We start from the raw sequence: 22,943 nt of genomic DNA on the forward strand, positions 1-22,943 counted from the left end.
GCCGCTGCCACGTTGCGCAGCGGTTACACAGGAACCCCCATTTCACACACGGCAGGGATCCACTTGGCAAAGCCCAACTACCCCTTCGAAAAACATCAGTTCGTTCCGGCCACCTCGCGCAGTCGCTGATCGCGCGGCAGCACGCAACAGACAGGCAGGACGCCACCGCCTCTCCCGCGCCTGCGGGAGAGGCTTTTTTTGCGCAGCCGCCAGCGCTGCGCGTGCCCGTCGCGGCGACGATCTTTTGCATCGCGCCACTTGCGCACGCCGACGGCCATGCGGGTACGCCGCATTGGGCCATACCCGTGAACGCGGCAAGCCAGCGACAGTCGTCTACAAAATCGGGGCATGACGCGTGACGTCGAGCACGCAATCGCCGTGCCGGCGATCGTAGCCTCGGCATGCACCGTGGAAGTGGGTGCAACGGCATCCGGTCCCCTGCCGGATGGTCCAGTCTTCTTCTAGCAGAAGGAATATCCATGAATTGCAAAAACGCGTTGTCTCTGGCCTTGCTCGCCGGCATCTCCGGCCTTTCCCCCATCGCCATGGCCGCCAATCCCCCCGCGGCGCAGATGGACTCCGTTCCCGTCGAAGCCAGCCCCAATGCCGCCGCACTCGGCGGTGCCGAACTGCGAAGCCTCGCCAGCGGCAGCGCGCATGCGCCGCGGCTGATCGAACTGGGCGCACCCGATAGTGCCCAGGCCGCGACGATGAGGCAGTTGCGTGGGCAGCAGGTCAAACACGGCCAGCCGCTGCAGATCGGCTTCTCGCGCACCATCGCCGAGCCGGCGATCGACCTGCGTCGGCTCAGTTGGCACAGCCTGCCCGATGGCGCCCAGGTCACCAGCTTCGAGATCGTCTCCACCGGCGCGGCAGCGCTGCGCGCGGCATTGCAGCTCAGCGGCAGCGGCGCCCAGCCGGGCGACCCGGGCAAGGCCACGCTGCGCTTCGCCGGCAACGACGGCCGCGTGTTCGAACAGAGCGGCGCCGACTTCGCTGGCCGCGAACCGGGCTGGTCCGCGGCGGTGTCCGGCGCGCGCCTGGTGGTGGAGATCGAACTGCCGGCCGGCCAATACCCGCAGGGCTTCGCGCTGAAGATCCCGCAGCTCTCGCACATGGACATCAATCCCGTCGCCAGCGAGGCCATGATGCGGCCGATGATCGGCGAGAGCGGTTCGTGCGAGCACGACATCGTCTGCCGCGCCAACCCCAGCAGCGGCTTCACCTCGGCTGCCAAATCGGTCGCGCGGATGCTGTTCAGCAAAGGCGGCTCCACCTACGTGTGCACCGGCACGCTGCTCAACAACAGCAACTCACCGAAGAAGTACCTGTTCTGGACCGCCGCGCACTGCATCAGCACACAGGCCGTGGCCGACACCGTGCAGACCTACTGGTTCTACGACGCCGCCACCTGCAACGGCTCCACGGTCAGCGCGTCCGCCACCACGCTCAGCGGCGGCGCCGCCCTGCGCTATGCCAACACCTCCCGCGACACCGCGCTGCTGGAGCTGAAGACCGCCCCGCCCAGCGGCGCGTTCTACGCCGGCTGGAACAGTTCGGCGATCGGCTCCACCGGCACCGCGATCGAAGGCATCCACCACCCCGCCGGCGACGTGAAGAAGTACTCGCTGGGTAGCGTCAGCACATTGTCGTCCTCGTACGGTGGCAGGTCGCCGCTGTACAAGGTGGTCTGGAACAGCGGCGTCACCGAAGGCGGCTCGTCCGGCTCGGGCCTGTTCACCGTCAACAGCAGCGGCGCCTACCAGCTGCGCGGCGGCCTGCTCGGCGGCGACTCGTCCTGCGGCGCACCCAGTGCCCCGGACTACTACTCGCGCTTCTCCGACGTGTACTCCACCATCCAGCCCTACCTGAGCCCGTAAGCCAAGGCCCGTGAGGGCCGTATTCCTGGACCTGGACAGGCCACGCGATGCGCGTGTCCTGTCCATAGCGCCCGCCACCACCCCGGCACACAGGGGTTACACTGTGGGCCCCATCTCACACACGGCAGGCATCCACTTGGCAAAGCCCAATTATTCCTTCGAAAAACGTCAGCGCGAAATCGCCAAGAAGAAACAGCAGGACGAGAAGGACGCGCGCAAGCGCGAAGCCCGCGAGGCGGCCAAGGCCGCAGCGGACGCCGAAGCGAAGACGCCCGACAGCGGCAACTGAGCAGCGCCGGCGGAACCGGTCACGCGCCGGCTCCCGCCACCAAGGCGTACGGTTTTACAAGCCGAAGGCCGACCCATGCCGGCCTGTCGATGCGCGACAGCGCATGCCTCTGGCGGCTGCGCGAGGCAGTGTCGATGCACCCTGTCACCCACTCGCCGTAGCGCCGCAGCGCGCGATCTGCGCGGATCGTCGATCGTATCGTCGTCGCTGCCAGTCAGCGCTGAGGCGCCGCATGTGCAACGCGGCGGGTACTGTCGGCTTGCCTGCGCCACTCAGGCGACGCAGGTGGCCGGCGGAATGGAGGACAGATCGAACGATGCCATCGGCTTACTCCTGGAACACGCCGGGACTGACAGCGCAGTGTGTGGCACCGGTCCGGCGCCTTGCTGTGCCGCAGGCAACAGTCTCGCCACGGCAGGGGGACGCGCCGCGGCCGCGCTCATCCGGCCGCGCTCGCCGGTACCGGCTGGCACGGCGCCAACCCCGGCAGCCGTTCTGAGCCGCGCGCGCCCAGCTCGACATCGGCCCATGCCGGCTGCGCTTGCATCGGCGGCACCTGGCTGAGCATCAGCCGCCGCGGATCCGCGCAATCCGGGAAAGTGCCGGACCAGAGCTGCGGCGTAAGCGGCAGTGCGTGTTGCAGCACCGTCTGCATGTTGGCGATGGCGTGTCGCGACAGCGGATGCACGAACAGGGCGCCGCGCACGTCGTGGGCGGTACGCAACTCCTGCCCCACCGGCACGTAGTCGAATGTCGATGGCGGCAGTGACGGAACATAGTCCCAGTAGTTGAAGCAGCGCGTGCTGTCCGCCGCAGCGATGGACTGCGCATAGGCCTGGCCCCAGCTCGCCTGGCCGACCATCGGGCTGCAGAAATTGATGTTGCAGGCACGCACGGCCGGCTGGCTGAGCGCAAGATCCAGCGAGAACAACTGGCTTAGCGCGCCGCCCAGGCTGTGGCCGGTGACGTACACCTGACTGGGCGCGAAGTGCGCCAGCAGCGCGAACACCTGCTCGCGCATCGAAGCGCGCATGCTGCCGCTCTTGCCGTCGTAGATGCGGTAGAAACTCGCCGACACCCGCGGCGTCGGCGTGACCGTGCCGGCGCTGGGGACGAAATCGGCGGTGCTGAAGTCCAGGTCCTCGTACACGTCCAGATCCGAATCGGTGCCACGGAACGCGAACAGGCAGGTAGCGGCATCCTCGGTGGACTGGAACAGCAGGCCGAACAGTTCTTCGCTGCCGCCGAACGGATCGCCGTCCCAGCCGGACCAGCGGGCGACCAGCCGATAGTTGCACGGCGCCAGCACCGGCTTGCCCTCGAAGGCCGCATACGCGGCGATGCTGGCCTGGGCCATCGCCAGCGTCAATGACGGATACAGCGGGGCTTGGGTTTGCGGAATCGCACGCATCGTCGAGCATCCTTTGCCGGAAGCAGGCGGCAGCGGCGACCGCGATGCGGGCATTCGCGGCAAACGGTACCAGCGTTGAGATGGAAGGCGTGCGCACACCGCGCGCGCCAGACATGTAGTTACCATTGGCGGGCGTGAAATGTGTTCGATCCCGATCCCGATCCCATCCCCATCGCCGCCACGCGGCAACGCTTGTCTACCGCCGCGAACAACGGCGCGCATGCTCGCCGCCGCCATCGGGCGGCGCCATCCGCCGTGCCCTACACGCTTCGTCAACGTGTCCGTCACGGCGCGCGCGCGCACGGCGCGGCACAGTAGCGACGGACATCACGCCCTATCGGAGATCCGCATGGCCAGCCCGCAGGAACTGGAAGAGAAATTCTGGAAGGCGCTCAAGTCCGACCGCACGGTCATGCTCGGCCTGAACGGCGTCGAAGACGGCCACGCGCGGCCGATGACCGCGCAATTCGAAGGCGAGCGTGGCGGCCCGATCTGGTTCTTCACCTCCAAGGACAATGCCCTGGTGCAGAAACTGTCCCAGAGCCAGCGGGTGATCGCCGCGTTCAGCGCCAAGGACCACGACCTGTTCGCCAGCATCAGCGGCACGCTCAGCGTGGACAACGACCAGGCGGTGATCGAACGCCTATGGAACGGCTTCATCGACGCCTGGTACGAGCAAGGCAAAGACGATCCCAAACTGGCGCTGCTGCGCCTGGATCCGGACCACGCACAGATCTGGCTCAACGGCTCCAGCCTGGTGGCCGGGATCAAGGTGTTGTTCGGCATCGACCCCAAGCGGGACTATCAAGACAAGGTCGCGGACGTGCCGCTGCGCTGAGCTGCAGCTTGACATTGCTGCGCAACGCGGTTGGCGCTGCCACGCTTTGCCCTGCTGGTTGTCTGGTTGGCGTACGCCGTTGCGCGCCTGCATCGCTTGCCGTCCTGTTTCATCGCGCCTCGGCTTCGCGCTGGCACTCGTACAGCGCCAACATGTCGGCAGCGGCCAGCGCGCGCTGGCGGCGCAGCGCGCGCGCCAGTGCATCGCCAGGCTGCAGCGCCGCCGCAGCGCCCTGCTCCTCAAGCGCCCGCTGCATCCGCGAGGAAAGCCCCCAGTCCGCCGAGATGGCCTTCGCGCACGGCGCCGACCACATTGCGAGCATGCCCGCGACCAGGTCCGGATCCGAAGGTACTGCGGCATGCCTGGCATACGCATCGCGCAGCACCTGCACCACCGCGACCGCGCCCAATCCATACAACAGCGCCAGCAGCTGCGCCGCCGCGGGATCCTCGCGCTTTGCATCCTCGGCTTGGCGCGCCGTGGCCTTGGCCGACAGCAAGGTGTGCTCCCACAGCAGAGCGGCGCAGCGGCCGAACGCGCTGCCGTCGTCGGCGATGACCGGTTGCAGCAGCGCCGCCAGCACGATCTGGCGCAGGCCCTTGGTGCCGAGCAAGGCCACCGCCCGCTCCAGGTTCTCGACCGGTTCGGCCTGGCGGCGGTAGGCGCTGCTGTTGGCGATGCGCAGCAGGTTGCCGGCCAGTGCCGGATCCTGGCCGAGAATCGCGGCGATGGCCTGCGCGCCGGCATCGGGATCGTTGATCACGCGGGTGAGCTGCGGCAACAGCTGCGGGCGGCGCGGCGTATAGCGCGGATGCGCGTCGATACGCGCCAGCACCGCCACCGCCGCGGCGGCGACCTCGGTCTGCGCGGCGCCTGGTGCCGCGCCCGGTTCGGGCGCAGGCGCGTCGGCGAACGCCAGCGCGTACAGACGCAGTAGCAGGGAAGCTTCCTGTTCGGCAGAGAGTTCGGCGGCAGCTGCGGCCACGCCATGCCCGGACTCCACCGTAATCGCTGCATCCGCGCCGGCATCTTCGGCGGCGGCACTGTGCGCAGACACTGCGGCCGGTTGCACGACGACGGTCGGTACCGCCGTTCCGCGCTGGCGTCCACGCCGCCACATCCAGCCACCGATGCCCAGCAGCAGCGCGACGGCAACGCCTGCAATCCACATCGACGGCACGATCATCTTCATCCGCGAAGTCGCCAGGTCCCCCACCCGGCCGGAGGCGCATCCCTGTCCAGGCGCGCCAAGACATTCAAACATGGCGCGCCATTTCTTGCTTGAACGCCGGCGCCTGCCTGCATGCGAACGCCCGGCGACTGCGCCACGCCGCCGCGCACGCTCAAGGCACCGGCGAAGTGGCCGCGCGATGGCCGTAGCTGAGCACCCGCGTCAGCTTCCAGCCGTCCTGGTCCTGGCGCCACACCATCACGAATTTGGCGATACCCTCGCAACGGCCGGTGGCCAGCTCGCAGAAGCGGTGCTCGCCTTCCTCTATCGCGCCGAAGTCCTTGACCGGGTAGACCCGCAGCGTGCCGTCCACCAATTCGCGGCGCACCTTGCCGCAGATCCACTTGCGCGTGTTGTCCACGACACTCTTGCGGTCCCAGGTGACACCGCCCTGGTCGTGATAGAACTCAACCTCGGGCACGAACAGTTGCTCGAACGTTGCCAGCTCGCAGGTGTTGTAGGAGCCGAACAGGCGCTGATCCAGCGCCGCGACCGTGTCGAACAGCGGTCCGGCAGTTCCGTCCTCGCTCGGCTCCGCGGCGCGCGCCGTCGCCGCGCAGGCCATCAACAACACCCATCCCCATGCCTGCATATGCCGTCTCCCCGTTCGTCGATGCCTCACTATCGGCCACCCCAGGCAGCGGCCGCAATGGCGCCCAGACGCAGGCGAAGCCGTGAGCGAGACAGCGGCGAATGGCAGACAGGCCATGGGATGCAACACGGCCAGCAACCGCACCACCGCCGGCGCCTGCAATCGTCGGCGGCCTACATATTGCGCCGGTATTCGCCGCCCACCGCGTACAGGGCGTGGCTGATCTGCCCCAGGCTATGGGTCTTCACCGCCTGCATCAGCGCGTCGAAAACGTTGCGGCGCTCGCGCGCGGCACGCTGCAGATAGCCAAGGCCCACCGCATCACCAGGAGCCGGCAGGCCCGACGCTTCGGCCTGTTCCGGCGGCGATGGCACAATGCCGTTGCGGCGCTGCTGCCAATCGTCCACGTTGGCGATCTGCTGGCCCTTCTCTTCCTCAGTGGAGCGGATCAGTTCGATCTGGGGCGCGGTCTCGCCAACGTGCTGCTTGGGCAGGAAGGTATTGACCCCGACCAGCGGCAGGCTGCCATCGTGCTTCTTGTGTTCGTAGTACAGGCTTTCTTCCTGGATCTTGCCGCGCTGATACATGCTGTCCATCGCGCCGAGCACGCCGCCGCGCTCGCTGATCGCCTCGAATTCCTTGTACACCACCTCCTCCACCAGGTCGGTGAGCTGCTCGACGATGAAGCTGCCCTGCCACGGGTTCTCGCAGAAGTTCAGCCCCAGCTCCTTGTTGATGATCATCTGGATCGCCACCGCGCGGCGCACACTTTCTTCGGTCGGGGTGGTGATCGCTTCGTCGTAGGCGTTGGTGTGCAGGCTGTTGCAGTTGTCGAACAACGCGTACAGCGCCTGCAGCGTGGTGCGGATGTCGTTGAACTGGATCTCCTGCGCATGCAGCGAGCGGCCCGAGGTCTGGATGTGGTATTTCATCATCTGGCTGCGTTCGTTGCCGCCGTAGCGCTCGCGCATCGCGCGCGCCCAGATGCGCCGCGCCACGCGGCCGATCGCGGTGTACTCCGGGTCCATGCCGTTGCTGAAGAAGAAGCTCAGGTTGGGCGCGAAATCGTCGATGCGCATGCCGCGCGCCAGGTAGTACTCGACGATGGTGAAACCGTTGCTCAGGGTGAAGGCGAGCTGGCTGATCGGGTTCGCCCCGGCCTCGGCGATGTGATAGCCGGAGATCGACACCGAATAGAAATTGCGCACCTTGTGTTCGACGAAATACTGCTGGATGTCGCCCATCATGCGCAGCGCGAACTCGGTGCTGAAGATGCAGGTGTTCTGCGCCTGGTCCTCCTTGAGGATGTCGGCCTGCACCGTGCCGCGCACGCTGCACAGGCTCTGCGCCTTGATCTGCGCATAGGTGGGCGCGTCCACCAGCTGGTCGCCGCTGACCCCGAGCAAGGCCAGGCCCAGGCCGTCGTTGGTGGGCGGCAGTTCGCCGTGATAGCGCGGCCGCTGCCGGCCTTCGAACAAGGTCTCCAGGGCTTGCTCGGCCTGCGCCCAGCGCTGCGCATCGGCCTTGAGGTACTTCTCCACCTGCTGGTCGATGGCGGTGTTCATGAACATCGCCAGGATCATCGGCGCCGGGCCGTTGATGGTCATCGACACGCTGGTGGTCGGCGCGCACATGTCGAAGCCGGAGTACAGCTTCTTCATGTCGTCCAGGGTGGGAATGTTGACCCCGGAATTGCCGATCTTGCCGTAGATGTCCGGGCGCGGCGCCGGGTCCTCGCCGTACAGGGTGACGCTGTCGAAGGCGGTGGACAGGCGCGCGGCCGGCTGGCCCACGCTCAGGTAGTGGAAGCGGCGGTTGGTACGCTCCGGCGTGCCTTCGCCGGCGAACATGCGGATCGGGTCCTCGCCGGCGCGGCGGTACGGATACACGCCGCCGGTATAGGGATAGCTGCCGGGCAGGTTCTCCTTGCCGAGGAAGCGCAGCAGTTCGCCCCAGCTCTTGTAGCGCGGCGCGGCGATCTTCGGGATCGGCTGGTGGCTCAGCGACTGGCGGTAGTTCTCAACGCGGATCGTCTTACCGCGCACTGCGTACTCGGTGACCTCGTCGGTGATCGACTTCAGCCGTTGCGGCCACGCGCGCAGCAGCTTCAGCGATTCGCTGGACAGCGTCTGCAGCGCGTCGTTGTAGCGCTGGCGCAACCGCAGCAGGCTCGCATCGACCGCAGCGGCGCGGGCGGACGGCTGCAGATCCTCGACCGGGTAAAGCTCCAGCTGCGTGGGCAACTGCGGGTCCTGCAGTGCGTGCAGCGACTGCCAGAACGATTGCGCGCGGTCGGCGGCCTCGGCCTGGCGCTCGATGCCGGCGTTGAGCGCGCGGCCCTGTTCGGCGATCTCGGCCAAGTAGCGCACGCGCGCGCCGGGAATCAGCACCGTGGCGCGCGGTTCCTTCAGCGTGGTGTCCAGCTGCGGCAGGAAATCGCAATGCGGCGACGGTGCGGCGCGGCGGGCGGCGTCGGTCGTTTCGGCCCTGGGGTCGGACGCCGCGAGGCCCAGCTTCACGCGCAACAGCCGGCACAGATTGACGAACATCCAGCTGATGCCGGGGTCGTTGAACTGGCTGGCGATGGTCGGATACACCGGCACCGCGTCGTCCTCCAGCTGGAACGCGGCGCGATTGCGCCGCCACTGCTTGCGCACGTCGCGCAGCGCGTCCTCGGCGCCGCGCCGGTCGTACTTGTTCAGCACCACCAGCTCGGCGAAGTCGAGCATGTCGATCTTTTCCAGCTGGCTCGGCGCGCCGTAATCGCTGGTCATCACATACACCGGGAAATCCACCAGATCCACGATCTCCGAATCGCTCTGGCCGATGCCGGCGGTCTCCACGATCACCAGGTCGTAGCCGATGCCTTTCAGCAACGCGATGCAGTCCTTGAGCACGCGGTTGGTGGCCGCATGCTGGCGCCGCGTGGCCATCGAGCGCATGTACACGCGCGGGCTGCGCAAGGCGTTCATGCGGATGCGGTCGCCGAGCAGCGCGCCGCCGGTGCGGCGCCGGCTCGGGTCCACCGATACCACCGCGATGCGCATCTGCGGGAAGCCGGCCAGGAAGCGGTTGAGCAATTCGTCGGTGACCGACGACTTGCCGGCGCCGCCGGTGCCGGTCAGGCCGAGCACCGGCGCTGTGCGCCGCGTGCGGGACCCGGGACCCGGGACTCGGGACTCGGCGGTGCCTGGCAGGCCGCACTGCCACTGCTTGCGTAGCAGCACCAGATCCGTTTCGGAGAACGCGCCATCCTCGAGCGCCGATAACACCCTGCCGATGCCGATCTCGTCGTCGATGTGCGGCAACAGCGCGCCGGCTTGTTCCGGGTCCCGAGTCCCGAGTCCCGAGTCCCGCCCGCGCGAAGCGCGCGCCAGCACATCCTCGATCATCTCCACCAGGCCCATCTTCATGCCGTCGTTGGGGTGGTAGATGCGCTCCACACCGTAGGCCTGCAGCTCAGCGATCTCCTCCGGGGTGATGGTGCCGCCGCCACCGCCGAACACCCGCACATGGCCGGCGCCGCGTTCGCGCAGCATGTCCACCATGTACTTGAAGTACTCGACGTGGCCGCCCTGGTAGGACGACAGCGCGATCGCATCGGCGTCCTCCTGCAGCGCCGCGCGCACCACGTCCTCGACGCTGCGGTTGTGGCCGAGATGGATCACCTCCGCGCCCTGCGCCTGGATCAGCCGGCGCATGATGTTGATCGCCGCGTCGTGGCCGTCGAACAGGCTGGCCGCGGTGACGAAGCGCAGCGGGCTGGTGTCGGCTTGCGGCAGCGGCACGCGGGACGCGGGAATGCTCATCGGGACGCCATCGGCAAGAGAATGCCGCGATTCTAGGTGGCCCGCGCAGCACGGGCAGGTTGCGCTGCAACATGCGGCGGCGATCGCACCGTCGGCAACCAGGCGGCAACGCCGCGCCACGGACGCCAGCTATGCGCTAGATGAATGCGACGGCGCGGCGCGTCAACAGCGGCGCCGCCTGCCGCGTTCGCGTTTGGCGTCGGCACACCGCCGATGTCCCTGGAGAATCGCATGTCCATTCGTCCTTTGCTGCTGGCTTCGCTGCTCGGCAGCGCGCTCGCCGGCGGCCTGCTGGCCGCGCCCGCGCAGGCGCGCCCGGTGCTGGAACTGTCGGTGCAGAGCGCATCGCCGCCGCGCTTCGAACGCGTGGTGGTGCGACCGGGCTACGTCTGGACGCCGGGCTACTGGCATTGGAACGGCCACCGCCATGCCTGGGTCGGCGGCCGCTACGTGGTCGAACGCCCGGGCTATGTCTAGGTCGACCCGCGCTGGGAACATCGTGGACCCGGCTATCGCTTCCATGACGGCTATTGGCGGCATCGCTAGCGCGTGGCCTGGTGGCGACCGCCGCCGACATGCTGCGCGGCGACGTGACCGCCCAACCCAGCTTTGCGATAGAGTGCGTATCGCCGCGCCCTGCCGGTTCTCGAGAACACGCATGTCCAGGCATTCGCGATCGCATGCGTCCTTCCCGGCCTTGCTGCAGGCGCATGCCGTTCGCGCCGGCGCCGGGGCAGCGCCGCTCGCGCGGAGCCCACGCCCGCGGCGCATGGGCCGCTAGCGATGCCGTGGCGCGCGCCGCCGGGAACCTATGCGATCGCGATCACCGTGGCGGCGGTGGCGATCGCCAGCGTGGCCGCCTGGCGCGAACGGCCTACTGACGCGGCCTCGCGCCGCGGACTCGGCGAGGCCATCGGCGACACTGCGAGCGCGATCGGAGCAGGCAGGCGTGCATACCCCGTCATCGGCAAAACCGCAGCACCCGGCGCTGCCAAGACTGCAGGCGAACTCCACTTCGACCGGCAAGGCCAGGTGGTGCCGGACCCGGCGTTGCGGCGCTACCTGGACCGCTACCTGGTGGCGCAGGATACGCCGCCGCCAATGGCGCAGCGCGGACGCCTGCAGCACGACCTCGCCGCCCTGCCCGCCGCGCAGGCGCAACATATCCTTGCCTGGTTCGACCGCTACGCCGCTTACCTGCAGGCCGAGGCCGCTGGCCCGCCACATGGCGCCGATACGCGACAGCGGGCGCAGAATTCGCGTGCGCTGCGCGAACGCGTGCTCGGAGCGAAAGCAGCCGCAGCGCTCTTCGCCGACGATCGGCCCGCTCGTTGACCGCTACCCGTCAACCGCGACCGCCACCTGCCATCGCGAAACTGTCGCGCGACGCCAGCAGCATGCGCATGTGAACTGCGAGCGCGTCGCGACATGAAGCCAAGCAAACCCCACGCGAGGCGTGCGCAGCCGCCGAGAACGGCACTGCCTATACTCGCGGCGACTTCCCACAGCGAGAACCCCACATGGACTATCAGATTCTTCGCGGCAGTGAGCGCAGCCCCCTGCCCGGCTGCACCGATACAGGCAAGTTTCCGGCCGCGCATCGCCTGCGTGTGTTGCTGGCGCTGCGCCAGCCCGAACTGGACGCGGCCGCAGCGCGCTTGCTCGATACCGCTGGCGACGAGCTGCCCGCGCCGCTGTCGCGCGATGCCTTCGCCACGCGCTTCGCCGCCGCTGCCGATGACCTGCGCGCGGTCGAGGCATTCGCCACGCAGCATGGCCTGAGCATGGAGCAGACGTTGGCGCATGCCGGCGTGGCGATCCTGGAAGGCAGCGTGCAGCAGTTCGACCGCGCGTTCCAGGTGGACCTGCGCGACTACCGCAAGGACGACTTGCGCTACCGTGGGCGTACCGGCGCGGTGTCGATCCCCACCGCTCTGCACGGCGTGGTGAGCGCGGTGCTCGGCCTGGACGATCGCCCGCAGGCTCACACCCTGCCGCAGGCGCAGGACGCACCGGCACCCGCAGGCGCCGCTGCGCCCATCGCCCGCTACACGCCGCCGCAGCTGGCCGAACTGTATGGTTTTCCCGAGCACGACGGCGCCGGTCAGTGCATCGGCATCATCGCGCTGGGCGGCGGCTACGAGCGGGCGCAGCTGGCCGCCTATTTCACCGAACTCGGGCTGCCGATGCCGCAGATCGTCGATGTGCTGCTGGCCGGTGCGCGCAACCAGCCAGGCGGACAGGGGCGCAAGGCCGACATCGAGGTGCAGATGGACGTGCAGATCGCCGGCGCCATCGCTCCGGGCGCAAAACTAGTGGTGTACTTCGCACCCAACACCGACAACGGTTTCCTCGAAGCCATCGTCAGCGCCATCCACGATCGCGCGCATGCGCCCGACGTCATCGCAATCAGTTGGGGCTTCACCGAGACGCTGTGGACGGCGCAGTCGCGCGCAGCCTACAACCGTGCGCTACAGGCTGCCGCGCTGATGGGCATCACCGTCTGTATCGCCTCTGGCGACGACGGCGCCAGCGACGGCCAGCCCGGCCTGAACGTGTGCTTCCCGGCGTCCAGCCCGTTCGTGCTGGCCTGTGGCGGCACTCGCTTGCAGGTCGACGTGCAGGCGCAACACGAGCAGGCCTGGTCAGGCACCGGCGGCGGCCAGAGCCGGGTGTTCGCGCGGCCGCGCTGGCAGCAGGCCCTGACGTTGCACGGCACACAGCAGACGGCGCAGCCGTTGAGCATGCGCGGGGTGCCGGACGTGGCCGCCAATGCCGACGCCGAAACCGGCTACTACGTGCACATCGATGGGCGCCCGGCGGTCATGGGCGGCACCAGCGCCGCCGCGCCTGTGTGGGCGGCGCTGCTGGCGCGGGTCTATGGCCTGAACGGCGGCCGCCGCGTGTTCCTGCCGCCACGGCTGTACGCGGTTGCCGATGTCTGTCGCGACATCGTCGACGGCGGCAACGGTGGCTTCGTTGCCAGCCCCGGCTGGGATGCCTGCACCGGCCTGGGCGTCCCCGACGGCGGGCGCATCGCCGCTGCGCTCGGCGCCGGGCCAGGCGCGAAGCCAGCGATCACCCCCACCGGTTGAGCCGGCACGGCCGACAAAACCGTCCGCGGCGCCTGACCGGCGTCGCAGATGGTGCCGAGATGCTTGTAAGGCAGGGCCGGCGCCCAGGCCCGGAGCGCTGCACGGCGTGCAGGCAATTTGCTTTAAAATGCGCCCATCGCGACGATCAGGACCCGTTCCGGAACCCGTCGCGTTTTTCGTTTTGCGCACCCTAACTAGGACGTTCCTGGAATTAAGGTGTCCCACACCTGCAACGCCAGCGGAGCCCCCATGCTTTTCGAAACGCTAGCCACCACCGGCCACGAACACGTCGTCTTCTGCAACAACCGCGACATGGGCCTGCAGGCGATCATCGCCATCCACAACACCGTGCTCGGCCCCGCGCTGGGCGGTGTGCGCATGCGCCCCTACGCCAACACCGAGGCCGCGCTGCACGACGCGCTGCGGCTCAGCCGCACGATGACCTACAAGAACGCGCTGGCCGGGCTGAACATCGGCGGCGGCAAGGCGGTGATCATCGGCGACCCCAAGGCCGACAAGTCCGAGGCGCTGTTCCGCGCCTTCGGCCGCTACGTGGATTCGCTGGGCGGACGCTACATCACCGCCGAGGACGTCGGCACCGACGTCAACGACATGGAACAGATCTACCTGGAGACCGAATACGTCACCGGCGTGCACCAGGTGCACGGCGGCTCCGGCGATCCGGCTCCGTTCACCGCCTATGGCGCGCTGCAGGCGCTGATGGCCTCGCTGCAGCGCAAGCTCGGCCACGAGGAAATCGGCAAGGCCAGCATCGCCGTGCAGGGCCTGGGCCACATCGGCATGGAGCTGGCGAAGCTGCTGAAGGAACGCGGCGCCAAGCTGTACGTCACCGATCTGGACCAAGCGCTGGTGGATCGCGCGGTCGCCGAATACGGCGCCGAGGCGGTCAAGCCGGACGAGATCTACGACGTGGCCGCCGACGTGCTGGCGCCGTGTGCGCTGGAAAGCGCGATCGACGAAGCCACCCTGCCGCGGCTGAAGGCGAAGATCATCTGCGGCACCGCCAACAACCAGCTGGCCAACGCCGCCGTGGGCGAAGAACTGCACCGCCGCGGCATCCTCTATGCCCCGGACTACGCGGTCAACGCCGGCGGGGTGATGAACGTGTCGCTGGAGATCGACGGCTACAACCGCGAACGCGCGATGCGCCTGATCCGCAGCCTGTACCACAACCTGGGCAAGATCTTCGACCTGTCCGAACGCGACAACATCCCGCCGCAGCAGGCCGCCGACCGCATCGCCGAAGCGCGCATGCACGCCATCGGCAAGCTCAAGCTGCCGCTGGGCCGCACCGCCCCGCGCTCGATGGGGCATCTGCGCGGCGAGTAGGCGAGCGAGGAGCAGCACCTCCCGAGCACAGCGCGTCGGGACTGAAGTCCCTCCCACAAAAGCCGGCACGCCATCAGCAGGCCGAATACCCTCTGTAGCAGCGGCTTCAGCCGCGACGAACGAAGTTCATATCCTGCCGCAATCCAAACGCATCGGGGCCGAAGTCCCTCCTACAAAAGCAGGAACGGCATCACCGAGCCCGACTACCCCTGTAGGAGCGGCTTCACCGCGACAAGCGAAGAGAGAAACCCAACGCCGCCTCAGCGCGCCGAGGCCGCAGCCTCCGCTGTCAACAAAGCGCGGGCCGCAGCACGCGCGCACCGCATCAGAACCCCAACCGATACCGCAGCGACAGCGCATGATCGTCACCGCGCAGGCCGAAGCGCCGGTCGTAGCCGACGCCCAGCGCACTGCTGCCCCAGCGCCAGTCCAGGCTGGCGCCGAACAGCCCGCCCGACCGCGCCGGCTGCAGATCCGCCAGCGGCGCCCAGGCATCCACGCCGACGAAGCTGGCCTGGCGCTGCAGCCCTTGCGCGGCCAGGGTCTGCTGCCATTCGGCATAGCCCTGCAGCGACCAGCCGCGGCCGCCGTAACCGGCACGCAGGCCGGCCAGGGCCTGGCTGCGCGAAGAAGACGCCGCAGCGGCCATCAATCCGAAGCCGTCGCCGCCCTGCTCGCGGAAGCCGTCGCTATCGATGCGGCTGTAGTCGGCGCCGAGGTACGGGGTCAACGACGCCTTGCCGCGCCCGAAGCGGTAGCCGACCTCCATGCTGCCGGACAGGAAGCGTCCGGCGTAGCGGCTGGACGCATCGGCGACGCGATCGCCAAGCAGCAGGCCGCGGTCGAGCTGGCGCCGGTACTGCCCGGTACCCAGCTGCGCCAGCGCGTAGGCATTGCCGCCGACCGCGCCAAGATAGGCCTGGCCCTGTACCTGGCGATCGCGGCTGTGATCCAGACCGCCGTCGCCGCCACCGTCGGCACGGCTCTCGCCGAAGGCGAAGCCGGCCACGCCATGCTCGCCCAGGCGCAGGTCCTGGCCCATCATCCAGCCGTCGAGCTGGAACTGGCTGCCGGCGAAACTGCCCTGCCCGGTGTCGCCCAGGCGCTGGCTCCACGCGCCGATCGCACGCGGTTGCGCGACCAGGCTGTCGAGGCGGCCGGACAGCGCACGCCGCTGCAGATCGATGCTGTCGAAGGTCATCGCGGTGGCCGCCGCATGCGCTTGGCCGGACAGGCTGCGCAGCGTCGCCGCCGCCGCGGCCACGCTCGGCGATTGCTGTACCGCGCCAGCCGCCTTCAGCAGCGACGCATCCACCGTCGCCGGATCCTGGCGCAGCTGGGCATCGAGTTGCGCGAACGCCGCATCCACGCGCGTGGCCGAGGCCAGCGTGGCAGCAGTGACGCTGCCGAAATTCGCCGCCGCGGCGGTGACGCTGAGCGCCTGCACGGTGATCGACGCGCTGCTGCTGTCGTAGGACAGCGACGAGGTCAGGAACACGTTCGACGGCGTGGTCACCGAGGCGAACGTGCCGCTCAGTCCGCCGCTGGTTTCGAGCACCTTGTAGGCGGTGTTGTTGACCACGTAGTCGCGCTTGCCGAGCACGTACAGCGCGCCGCCCTGCAGCGTCGCGGTGCCGGTCACCGAGAGCTTGTCGCCGACCAGCAGCGCCAGCCGGCCGTTGCCGGCCTGCACGTAGTTGCCGCTCAGGCTCAATGCCGCGGTGCCGACCTGGAAGGTGCCGGCATTGCTGACGTTGCCGCGCAGCGGCCCAGTGCCGATGAAGGTGGCGCCGTTGCTGATCGCCACATTGGAGCTCAGGCTGGCCGCGCTGAGCGTGCCGGCCTGCACCTGGGTATCGCCGCTGTAGCTGTTCTGAGTGCCGCTCAGGGTCAAGGTGCCGCTGCCCTGCTTGATCAGGCCGCCGCTACCGGCGATGTCGTTGGCCCAGGTGGAGCTGCCGCTGAAGGACACGCTGACGTCGCCCCAGTCGAACCGGGCCGGCCCCAGCACCGCCTTGCCGACATTGAGCAGGCCATAGCCGAAGGTGGCATCCACCCCGGGCGTGCCCAGGTCGGTGGCGGTGCCGAGCAGGGTCTGCCGCAGCAGATCGTTGCTGAAGTAGGGAAACGCCTGCCACACCAGCGCCGCGGCGCCGGAGACCAGCGGCGCCGCGTACGACGTGCCGCTGCCGTAGTAATAGCCCGGGTTGGCGGTGGTCGCCTTGGGATCGACGAACACTTCCGTGCCCGGCGCGACCAAGCAGTAGTGCATGGCCACGCCGCAGGCGTTGGAATACGACTCCAGCTTGCTGCCGGTGCTCGCATCCACCGCGGCCACCACCAGCCAGCCGCGTTCCAGGTCAGCCGCCGGATGGCTGCCGCCGGGGCCGGGCTGGCTGGGCAGCGCGGCGATGTCCGACGGATCGGCCTTGGCTTCGTTGCCGACGGCGAAGACCACCAGCCCGCCATGGCTCAGCACGAACGGACGGTATTCGGCGGCGATCGCATTGGTCGCGGTCGGATCGGTCCAGTAGATGCCGCCCCAGGAATTGTTCATCACCTTGACCCCGGCGTTGATCAGGTCCTGGTGCACTGAGGCCAGGCCCAGCGCGCCGCTGGCCTGGTTGCCTTCGCCGCTGCCGTCGTCGTCGGGCGAGGTATCGCTGATGATGCGCGCCGACACGATCTGCGCGCCGGGCGCGATGCCGCCAGGCCACGCGCCCACCGCCTTGCCCGCGGCCAGCTGCGCGACCGTGGTGCCGTGGCCGTCGACATCGTCGACGTTGACGTTGTTCTTGGCCGGATCGACATAGAGCAGGCTGGACACCACACGGCCGGCCAGCGCCGGGTGGTTGCGGTTCACGCCGGTGTCGACCACGCCGATGCGATAGCCGCTGCCGTCGTAGCCGGCGGTGTGCGCGGCCAGCGTATTGGTCAGCGCCAGGTGCGCGTCGAACGCGGGCTGCGGCGGCGGTGGCGAGGTCGGCGGCGACGTGGGCGGGGAGGTCGGTGGCGGTGGCGGCGAGGAGGGCGGCGGCGAGGGCGGCGGCGGATCGCTACGGGTCAGCCCGCCACCGCCGCCGCCACCGCCGCACGAGGTCAAGGCCATCGCCAGTGCGGTCGCCAGCAGCGACCGGGCCATCAACTTGCGCATCCTCTCTCTCCAGATAAGCACGCCGGCCAAATCGGCCGGCAACGTTGGGTTGGCAGCCGCAAACGGGCGGCCTGAATCGCCACGAATCTACACCGGAATTCCGTCCCCGCCACCCTTCCCGCCCGCGCGCCGCGATTGGCAGCAGCGGCGCCGAGGCAGATAATCGGGACTTATCTTTCGCAAGGGTTTGCCATGACCGAGATCGTGATCGCCGCGGCCAAGCGCACCGCCATCGGCGCTTTCCTGGGCCAGTTCAACGGCGTGCCCACGCCGGAACTCGGCGCCGCGGCCATCCGCGCTGCGCTGGAGCAGTCCGGCATCCCCGCCGCCGACGTGTCGGAAGTGATCATGGGCTGCGTGCTGCCGGCCAACCTCGGCCAGGCCCCGGCGCGCCAGGCCGCGCGCGCGGCCGGCGTGCCCGACGCCACCGGCGCCACCACGATCAACAAGGTCTGCGGCTCGGGCATGAAGGCGATCATGCTCGGCCACGATCTGATCAAGGCCGGCTCGGCCAGCATCGTCGTCGCCGGCGGCATGGAATCGATGAGCAACGCCCCGCACCTGCTGCCGAATTCGCGCACCGGCAACCGCTACGGCAACTTCCAGGCGGTCGATCACATGGCCTGGGACGGCCTGACCAACCACGACGACGGCCAGGCCATGGGCGTGTTCGGCGAGGCCACCGCGGAGAAGTTCGGTTTCAGCCGCCAGGACCAGGACGCCTACGCGATCGAATCGGTGACGCGCGCGCAGGCCGCGCAGCGCGATGGCGCCTTCGATGCCGAGATCGTGCCGGTGCGCGTGGTCACCCGCAAGGGCGAGGCGGTGTTCGCCAGCGACGAGCAGCCGGGCAAGTCCGACATCGCCAAGATCCCCGCGCTGAAACCGGCGTTCAAGAAGGACGGCACGGTCACTGCCGCCAGTTCCTCCAGCATCTCAGACGGCGCCGCCGCCACGGTGCTGCTCAGCGCCGCCGACGCCGCCCGCCGCGGCGTGGTGCCGCTGGCGCGGATCGCCGGCCACGCGACCTTCTCGCAGGCGCCGGAATGGTTCACCACGGCCCCGGTCGGCGCGATCAGGAAGCTGCTCGAGCAGGTCGGCTGGAGCCTGGACCAGGTCGACCTGTTCGAGATCAACGAAGCGTTCGCGGTGGTGCCGATGGTGCCGATCAAGGAACTGGGGCTGGACCCGGCCAAGGTCAACGTCAACGGCGGCGCCTGCGCGCTCGGCCATCCGATCGGCGCATCCGGCGCGCGGCTGGTGGTGACATTGCTAAACGCGTTGCGCATGCGCGGCGGACGCCGCGGAATCGCCACCCTGTGCATCGGTGGCGGCGAGGCGACAGCGGTCGCCATCGAATTGATTTGATTGGGATTAACCCTTAAAACACAAAAATGAATGCGCGTGCGCTTGACAGCCGACTTTGGCTTGTCATCATGTTGAGGGCGCGCAATAGCGCGTTGCCTAACTAAACGACGAGGATAGACACACATGAGCATCAACAAGCTGCTGATCGCAATGGCCCTGGGCCTGGCCCTGGCCGCGTGCTCGAAGCAGGAGCAGGCGCAGGACGCCGCTGCTTCGGCTAACGAAGCTGCTACCGACGCGCAGGCTGCTGCCGACCAGGCTTCGGCCGCCGGTGCCGCCACCGCCGATTCCGCCCAGGCTGCTGCCGACACGGCCGCTACCGCCGCCAACACCGCTGCCGACGCTTCGGCCGCTGCCGCTGCTGCCCCGACCGATGCCGCTGCCGACAAGGCTGCCGACACCGCCAAGGCTGCTGACGACACCGCCGGTAAGGCCAAGGACGCTGCCGAAGAAGCCAAGAAGAAGTAATCACTTCTGGCTTCAGGCACGTCTGAAGAAGCCGCTGGTTCGCCAGCGGCTTTTTCTTTGCCTGCGCTTGGCCCCACGCAGGCGCGACACCTGCGGCAGCACGCTGCATTCGGTTTTCCGCCGACGCTATGATTGTCTGCGGCGTACCCGTCGGCGCTGCCGCCACTGACACTGGCCCCTTTTGTTTTCGCAACGGACCTGCCCTGCAATGATTGTCGGTATCGACCTCGGCACCACGCATTCCCTGATCGGCGCCTATTCCGCGCACGGCAGCCGCCTGTTTCCCAATGCGCTCGGCGAACTGCTGACCCCGTCGGTGGTCAGCGCCGACGACAGCGGCATCCTGGTCGGCCAGGCCGCGCGCGAACGCCTGGTCAGCCACCCGCAGCGCAGCGTGGCGGCGTTCAAGCGCTGGATGGGCAGCGACCGCGAGAGCGTCCTCGGCGAGCATCGCTTCCGCCCGGAAGAACTGTCGGCAATGGTGCTGCGTTCGTTGCTGGACGATGCCGAAGCCGCACTCGGCGAAACAGTGCGCGAAGCGGTGATCAGCGTGCCGGCGTATTTCTCAGACGCGCAGCGCAAGGCCACCCGCGCCGCCGGCGAGCTGGCCGGGATCCGCGTCGAACGGCTGATCAACGAGCCCACTGCGGCCGCCCTCGCCTATGGACTGCAGGAACGCCAGGGCCATGGCCGCTTCCTGGTGCTGGACCTGGGCGGCGGCACCTTCGACGTGTCGATCCTGGAGATGTTCGAAGGCGTGATCGAGGTCCACGCCAGCGCCGGCGACAACTTCCTCGGCGGCGAGGATTTCCTGGAACTGCTGCTGCAGGCCTTCCTGGCCGACCACGCGCTCGCGCCGCAGGCGCTGAGCGTGCAGGAAAACGGCCAGCTGCGGCGGCGCCTGGAAGCGGCCAAGCGCGCGCTGTCCAGCGCCAGGGAGGCGACGGTGGAGATCGGCGTGGCGGGCAAGACCCTGCACTGGACGCTGCACGAGGACCGCTTCAACCAGCTGGCCGAGCCGCTGCTGCAGCGCATGCGCGCGCCGCTGGAGCGGGCGATGCGCGATGCGCGGCTGCAGCCGGCGCAGCTGGACGAGATCGTGCTGGTCGGCGGCGCCACGCGCATGCCGCTGGTCGCCAGGCTGGTCACGCGCATGTTCGGCCGCTTGCCGATGCGCCACATCAACCCCGACCAGGCGGTGGCGCTGGGCGCGGCGGTGGCGGCCGGAATGAAGGCGCGCGACGCCGCGCTGGAGGAAGTGATCCTCACCGACGTGTGCCCGTACACGTTGGGGACCGAAGTCGCCTCGCACGACGCGCAAGGCCAGCTGCGCACCGGCCTGTTCCACCCGATCATCCAGCGCAACAGCACCGTGCCGATCAGCCGCGAGGATACGTTCTACCCGATCCACGACGCGCAAGAACACCTGGTGATCGACGTCTACCAGGGCGAGAGCCCGCTGGTGGCCAAGAACATCAAGCTCGGCGAGCTGCGGATGGCGCTGCCCAGGCACCTGCCCAAGGCCGAGAAAGGCATCACCACCCGCTTCACCTACGACAACAACGGCCTGCTTCAGGTGGAAGTGACCGAGCATCACAGCGGCCGCAAGCACGAACTGATCCTGGAGCAGAACCCCGGCCTGCTCGACGCCGGGCAGATCCGTGAACGGCTCGCCGCATTGCAGGCGCTGAAGATCCATCCGCGCGAACAGCAAGACAACCTGAGCCTGCTGGCGCGCGCCGAACGCATGTACGAGGAGTATCTGGACCTGCGCGAGCAGATCCAGGCCTGGATCGTCGCCTTCCGCGGCGCGCTCGACACCCAGGACCTGCGCCTGATCGACGAGCACCGCCAGCGCCTCGGCGAGGCGCTGGACGCACTGGAGCGGCACGCTTGAACTGGGCGTTGCGGTGGCTGCAACTGCCGCCGGATGCCGACGAAACCGCGATCAAGCGCAGCTACGCCAAGCGGCTGCGCCAGCACCGCCCGGATACCGACCCGGACGGTTTCCAGCAACTGCACGCGGCCTACCAGGCGGCGCTGGCCTGGGTACGCGCACGCGACGCCAACGAAGACGTTGATAACGACGATGCTCACGCCGCTGCGGAAACCGCGAGCATTGCCGGCAATCCTGGCGCCGACGATGGCGATGGCGACGCGCAGCCGACTCCGGCAGCCGCGTCCGCCACGCACAGCGATGTCCTCGACGGCCACCGGCCACACCCAGACGCCGCGGGTCACGCCCCACGCGCGACGCAGCAGCACCCGCTGACGCCAGCACCGCAGCTCGACGTGGCTACACCGCCGACGTTCGACCCCGATGCGCTGTGCGACGACCTGCTCGTCCTGGCCACGCATGCCGAACCGCAGGCGCTGCAGCACTGGTTGCAGCGGCAGCCTGCGCTATGGTCGCTGCGCGACAAGGCGCAGATCGGCTGGCGGTTGAGCCATCGATTGCAGCAGCGACTGCCACCGATCCAGCGCGAGAATATCGCGATCCTGCTCGACTGCTTCGGCCTGGACGACATCGCTGCCGGTCCCGCGGCGCACGCCTTGCCGATGCTGCAGGAACGCCTGCACCTGGCCTGGGAAATGCAGCCGGAAAACGCCGAAGCCCTCTCCCGCCGGGTCTATCCCGCCAGCCACCACGGCGATCGGGTGCCCGCGCTGATGCGCCAGCTGACGCGTCCGTTCGCGCTGCCGCAGGCGCTGTGGGCGAGTCTGCTGCCGGGACGGCCGAGCGCCTTGCGCCGCTTGCTCATGCGCCTGGACCAGGGCCGTGTCGACGACCTGCCCGCGCCGGTGGACCGGCAGCAGATCGACTTCTGGATGCGCGCCAGCGAGGCCGGCTACCTGACCCGGGCGCGGCTCTCGGTCGGCCTGCTGCGTTGCGCCGCCACCGCGCTGCTGGTGGCCAGCGTCGTGCTGCTGGCGAGCGCCGCCAGCGCCTGGTCGCCTGATCCGGTGCCGATGTCCTTGGCGCTGACGCGCAGCGGCCTGGCCGCCCTGGCGATCGTCGCGCTGTGGGCGGGGTGGCTGCTCGCCGGCACGTTGCTGCGCTGGCAGGGCGAAGCGGAGTCGGACAATCGCTCGCCGGCGCCGCACTGGCTACGCTGGTCGTTCGTTCCGCTGCTGGCCGGCATCAGCCTGGGCGTGAGCGAGATTGCCGGGCCGCAGCTGGCCGGCGGCGTTATCGCCACCATCGCATTGCTGTTGTCGGTGGTGCGGCTATGGCGGCGAAGCGGGCGCCCCTACCGTCCGAACAGCACCATGCTCTGGCTGGCCTTCCTGGCCCCCAGCATGGCGCAGTCGCTCCCGGTCGCGCTCAGCGCGGCGCTAGCGCTGGGCCTGTGGACGTGGGACCTGCTGCGCCACCACCGGCTGCACTGGCGGCGTTCCTGAACGCGAGCCGCTGGCGATCGCCCGCATTGACACCAACTGCATGCGCGCCCGCCTAG

17 protein-coding genes are annotated in these 22,943 nt (G+C 68.8%); 11 read left to right on the plus strand and 6 right to left on the minus strand.

What is annotated here, in order from left to right; genetic code table 11:
- Positions 1-95: 95 nt before the first annotated feature.
- Complete coding sequence (locus ISN38_RS04235) at positions 96-278, minus strand: hypothetical protein (RefSeq protein WP_158273733.1); 183 nt, start codon at positions 276-278, stop codon at positions 96-98.
- A gap of 201 nt (positions 279-479) precedes the next feature.
- Here ISN38_RS04235 and ISN38_RS04240 point away from each other — a divergent pair, with 201 nt between their 5' ends.
- Together ISN38_RS04240 and ISN38_RS04245 are read left to right on the plus strand one after the other, a co-directional pair.
- A complete protein-coding gene (locus tag ISN38_RS04240) occupies positions 480-1,880 on the plus strand; it encodes a trypsin-like serine peptidase (RefSeq protein WP_003471375.1) in 1,401 nt (466 codons plus the stop codon).
- A gap of 136 nt (positions 1,881-2,016) precedes the next feature.
- Entirely contained in the window at positions 2,017-2,169 is a 153-nt protein-coding gene (locus tag ISN38_RS04245) for a hypothetical protein (protein ID WP_164914505.1), read from the plus strand.
- 439 nt (positions 2,170-2,608) lie between these two features.
- On the opposite strand, the gene ISN38_RS04250 is transcribed toward ISN38_RS04245, so the two are convergent.
- Positions 2,609-3,580 (minus strand): lipase family protein, encoded by a 972-nt coding sequence (locus tag ISN38_RS04250; RefSeq protein ID WP_003471374.1) that lies wholly within the window; start codon positions 3,578-3,580, stop codon positions 2,609-2,611.
- A gap of 349 nt (positions 3,581-3,929) precedes the next feature.
- On the opposite strand from ISN38_RS04250, the gene ISN38_RS04255 reads away from it, so the two are divergent.
- Entirely contained in the window at positions 3,930-4,418 is a 489-nt protein-coding gene (locus ISN38_RS04255; protein WP_003471373.1) for a pyridoxamine 5'-phosphate oxidase family protein, read from the plus strand.
- Positions 4,419-4,527: 109 nt separating this feature from the next.
- Here ISN38_RS04255 and ISN38_RS04260 read toward each other — a convergent pair whose 3' ends face one another.
- The 3 genes from ISN38_RS04260 to ISN38_RS04270 form a co-directional block, all read right to left on the minus strand.
- Positions 4,528-5,610, minus strand: a complete 1,083-nt coding sequence (locus tag ISN38_RS04260; RefSeq protein ID WP_003471370.1) for an HDOD domain-containing protein — start codon at positions 5,608-5,610, stop codon at positions 4,528-4,530.
- 151 nt (positions 5,611-5,761) lie between these two features.
- Complete coding sequence (locus ISN38_RS04265; RefSeq protein ID WP_003471367.1) at positions 5,762-6,241, minus strand: nuclear transport factor 2 family protein; 480 nt, start codon at positions 6,239-6,241, stop codon at positions 5,762-5,764.
- Between the two features lie 173 nt (positions 6,242-6,414).
- A complete protein-coding gene (locus ISN38_RS04270; protein ID WP_058358389.1) occupies positions 6,415-10,050 on the minus strand; it encodes a methylmalonyl-CoA mutase family protein in 3,636 nt (1,211 codons plus the stop codon).
- A gap of 231 nt (positions 10,051-10,281) precedes the next feature.
- Between ISN38_RS04270 and ISN38_RS04275 the strand changes: the two genes are divergently transcribed.
- The 4 genes from ISN38_RS04275 to ISN38_RS04290 all read left to right on the plus strand — a co-directional run bounded on the left by ISN38_RS04275 (position 10,282) and on the right by ISN38_RS04290 (position 14,495).
- Positions 10,282-10,527 (plus strand): YXWGXW repeat-containing protein, encoded by a 246-nt coding sequence (locus tag ISN38_RS04275; RefSeq protein WP_241753983.1) that lies wholly within the window; start codon positions 10,282-10,284, stop codon positions 10,525-10,527.
- Positions 10,528-10,887: 360 nt separating this feature from the next.
- Complete coding sequence (locus tag ISN38_RS04280; RefSeq protein ID WP_230839050.1) at positions 10,888-11,385, plus strand: hypothetical protein; 498 nt, start codon at positions 10,888-10,890, stop codon at positions 11,383-11,385.
- Between the two features lie 185 nt (positions 11,386-11,570).
- Entirely contained in the window at positions 11,571-13,145 is a 1,575-nt protein-coding gene (locus ISN38_RS04285) for a S53 family peptidase (protein WP_003471348.1), read from the plus strand.
- Positions 13,146-13,394: 249 nt separating this feature from the next.
- Positions 13,395-14,495, plus strand: a complete 1,101-nt coding sequence (locus ISN38_RS04290; protein ID WP_047324698.1) for a Glu/Leu/Phe/Val family dehydrogenase — start codon at positions 13,395-13,397, stop codon at positions 14,493-14,495.
- Between the two features lie 325 nt (positions 14,496-14,820).
- Here the strand turns inward: ISN38_RS04290 and ISN38_RS04295 are convergent, their stop codons facing one another.
- Complete coding sequence (locus ISN38_RS04295; protein WP_047324697.1) at positions 14,821-17,649, minus strand: autotransporter serine protease; 2,829 nt, start codon at positions 17,647-17,649, stop codon at positions 14,821-14,823.
- Between the two features lie 192 nt (positions 17,650-17,841).
- On the opposite strand from ISN38_RS04295, the gene ISN38_RS04300 reads away from it, so the two are divergent.
- The 4 genes from ISN38_RS04300 (at position 17,842) to ISN38_RS04315 (ending at position 22,887) form a co-directional block, all read left to right on the plus strand.
- The gene (locus ISN38_RS04300) at positions 17,842-19,017 is read left to right on the plus strand and encodes a thiolase family protein (protein ID WP_004426470.1); all 1,176 of its coding nucleotides are present in this window, start codon (positions 17,842-17,844) and stop codon (positions 19,015-19,017) included.
- A 123-nt stretch (positions 19,018-19,140) separates the two neighbouring features.
- On the plus strand, positions 19,141-19,485 hold the full coding sequence (locus ISN38_RS04305; protein ID WP_003479281.1) for a hypothetical protein: 345 nt from the start codon (positions 19,141-19,143) through the stop codon (positions 19,483-19,485).
- Positions 19,486-19,693: 208 nt separating this feature from the next.
- A complete protein-coding gene (locus ISN38_RS04310; protein WP_004426468.1) occupies positions 19,694-21,382 on the plus strand; it encodes a molecular chaperone HscC in 1,689 nt (562 codons plus the stop codon).
- Entirely contained in the window at positions 21,379-22,887 is a 1,509-nt protein-coding gene (locus ISN38_RS04315; RefSeq protein ID WP_047324696.1) for a J domain-containing protein, read from the plus strand. Before ISN38_RS04310 ends, ISN38_RS04315 begins: the two co-directional genes overlap by 4 nt.
- Positions 22,888-22,943 lie beyond the last annotated feature (56 nt).

The organism is Xanthomonas translucens pv. undulosa (assembly GCF_017301775.1).
In the GTDB taxonomy this organism is placed as follows: Bacteria; Pseudomonadota; Gammaproteobacteria; order Xanthomonadales; family Xanthomonadaceae; genus Xanthomonas_A; species Xanthomonas_A translucens.

What these genes read in the sequence shown, in the direction of transcription:
- ISN38_RS04235 (WP_158273733.1), bottom strand. Translation starts at nt 278, where the DNA reads ATGGCCGTCGGCGTGCGCAAGTGGCGCGATGCAAAAGATCGTCGCCGC.
- ISN38_RS04240 (WP_003471375.1), top strand. Translation starts at nt 480, where the DNA reads ATGAATTGCAAAAACGCGTTGTCTCTGGCCTTGCTCGCCGGCATCTCC.
- ISN38_RS04275 (WP_241753983.1), top strand. Translation starts at nt 10,282, where the DNA reads ATGTCCATTCGTCCTTTGCTGCTGGCTTCGCTGCTCGGCAGCGCGCTC.
- ISN38_RS04300 (WP_004426470.1), top strand. Translation starts at nt 17,842, where the DNA reads ATGACCGAGATCGTGATCGCCGCGGCCAAGCGCACCGCCATCGGCGCT.
- ISN38_RS04250 (WP_003471374.1), bottom strand. Translation starts at nt 3,580, where the DNA reads ATGCGTGCGATTCCGCAAACCCAAGCCCCGCTGTATCCGTCATTGACG.
- ISN38_RS04290 (WP_047324698.1), top strand. Translation starts at nt 13,395, where the DNA reads ATGCTTTTCGAAACGCTAGCCACCACCGGCCACGAACACGTCGTCTTC.
- ISN38_RS04265 (WP_003471367.1), bottom strand. Translation starts at nt 6,241, where the DNA reads ATGCAGGCATGGGGATGGGTGTTGTTGATGGCCTGCGCGGCGACGGCG.
- ISN38_RS04295 (WP_047324697.1), bottom strand. Translation starts at nt 17,649, where the DNA reads ATGCGCAAGTTGATGGCCCGGTCGCTGCTGGCGACCGCACTGGCGATG.
- ISN38_RS04305 (WP_003479281.1), top strand. Translation starts at nt 19,141, where the DNA reads ATGAGCATCAACAAGCTGCTGATCGCAATGGCCCTGGGCCTGGCCCTG.
- ISN38_RS04255 (WP_003471373.1), top strand. Translation starts at nt 3,930, where the DNA reads ATGGCCAGCCCGCAGGAACTGGAAGAGAAATTCTGGAAGGCGCTCAAG.
- ISN38_RS04285 (WP_003471348.1), top strand. Translation starts at nt 11,571, where the DNA reads ATGGACTATCAGATTCTTCGCGGCAGTGAGCGCAGCCCCCTGCCCGGC.
- ISN38_RS04310 (WP_004426468.1), top strand. Translation starts at nt 19,694, where the DNA reads ATGATTGTCGGTATCGACCTCGGCACCACGCATTCCCTGATCGGCGCC.
- ISN38_RS04260 (WP_003471370.1), bottom strand. Translation starts at nt 5,610, where the DNA reads ATGAAGATGATCGTGCCGTCGATGTGGATTGCAGGCGTTGCCGTCGCG.
- ISN38_RS04270 (WP_058358389.1), bottom strand. Translation starts at nt 10,050, where the DNA reads ATGAGCATTCCCGCGTCCCGCGTGCCGCTGCCGCAAGCCGACACCAGC.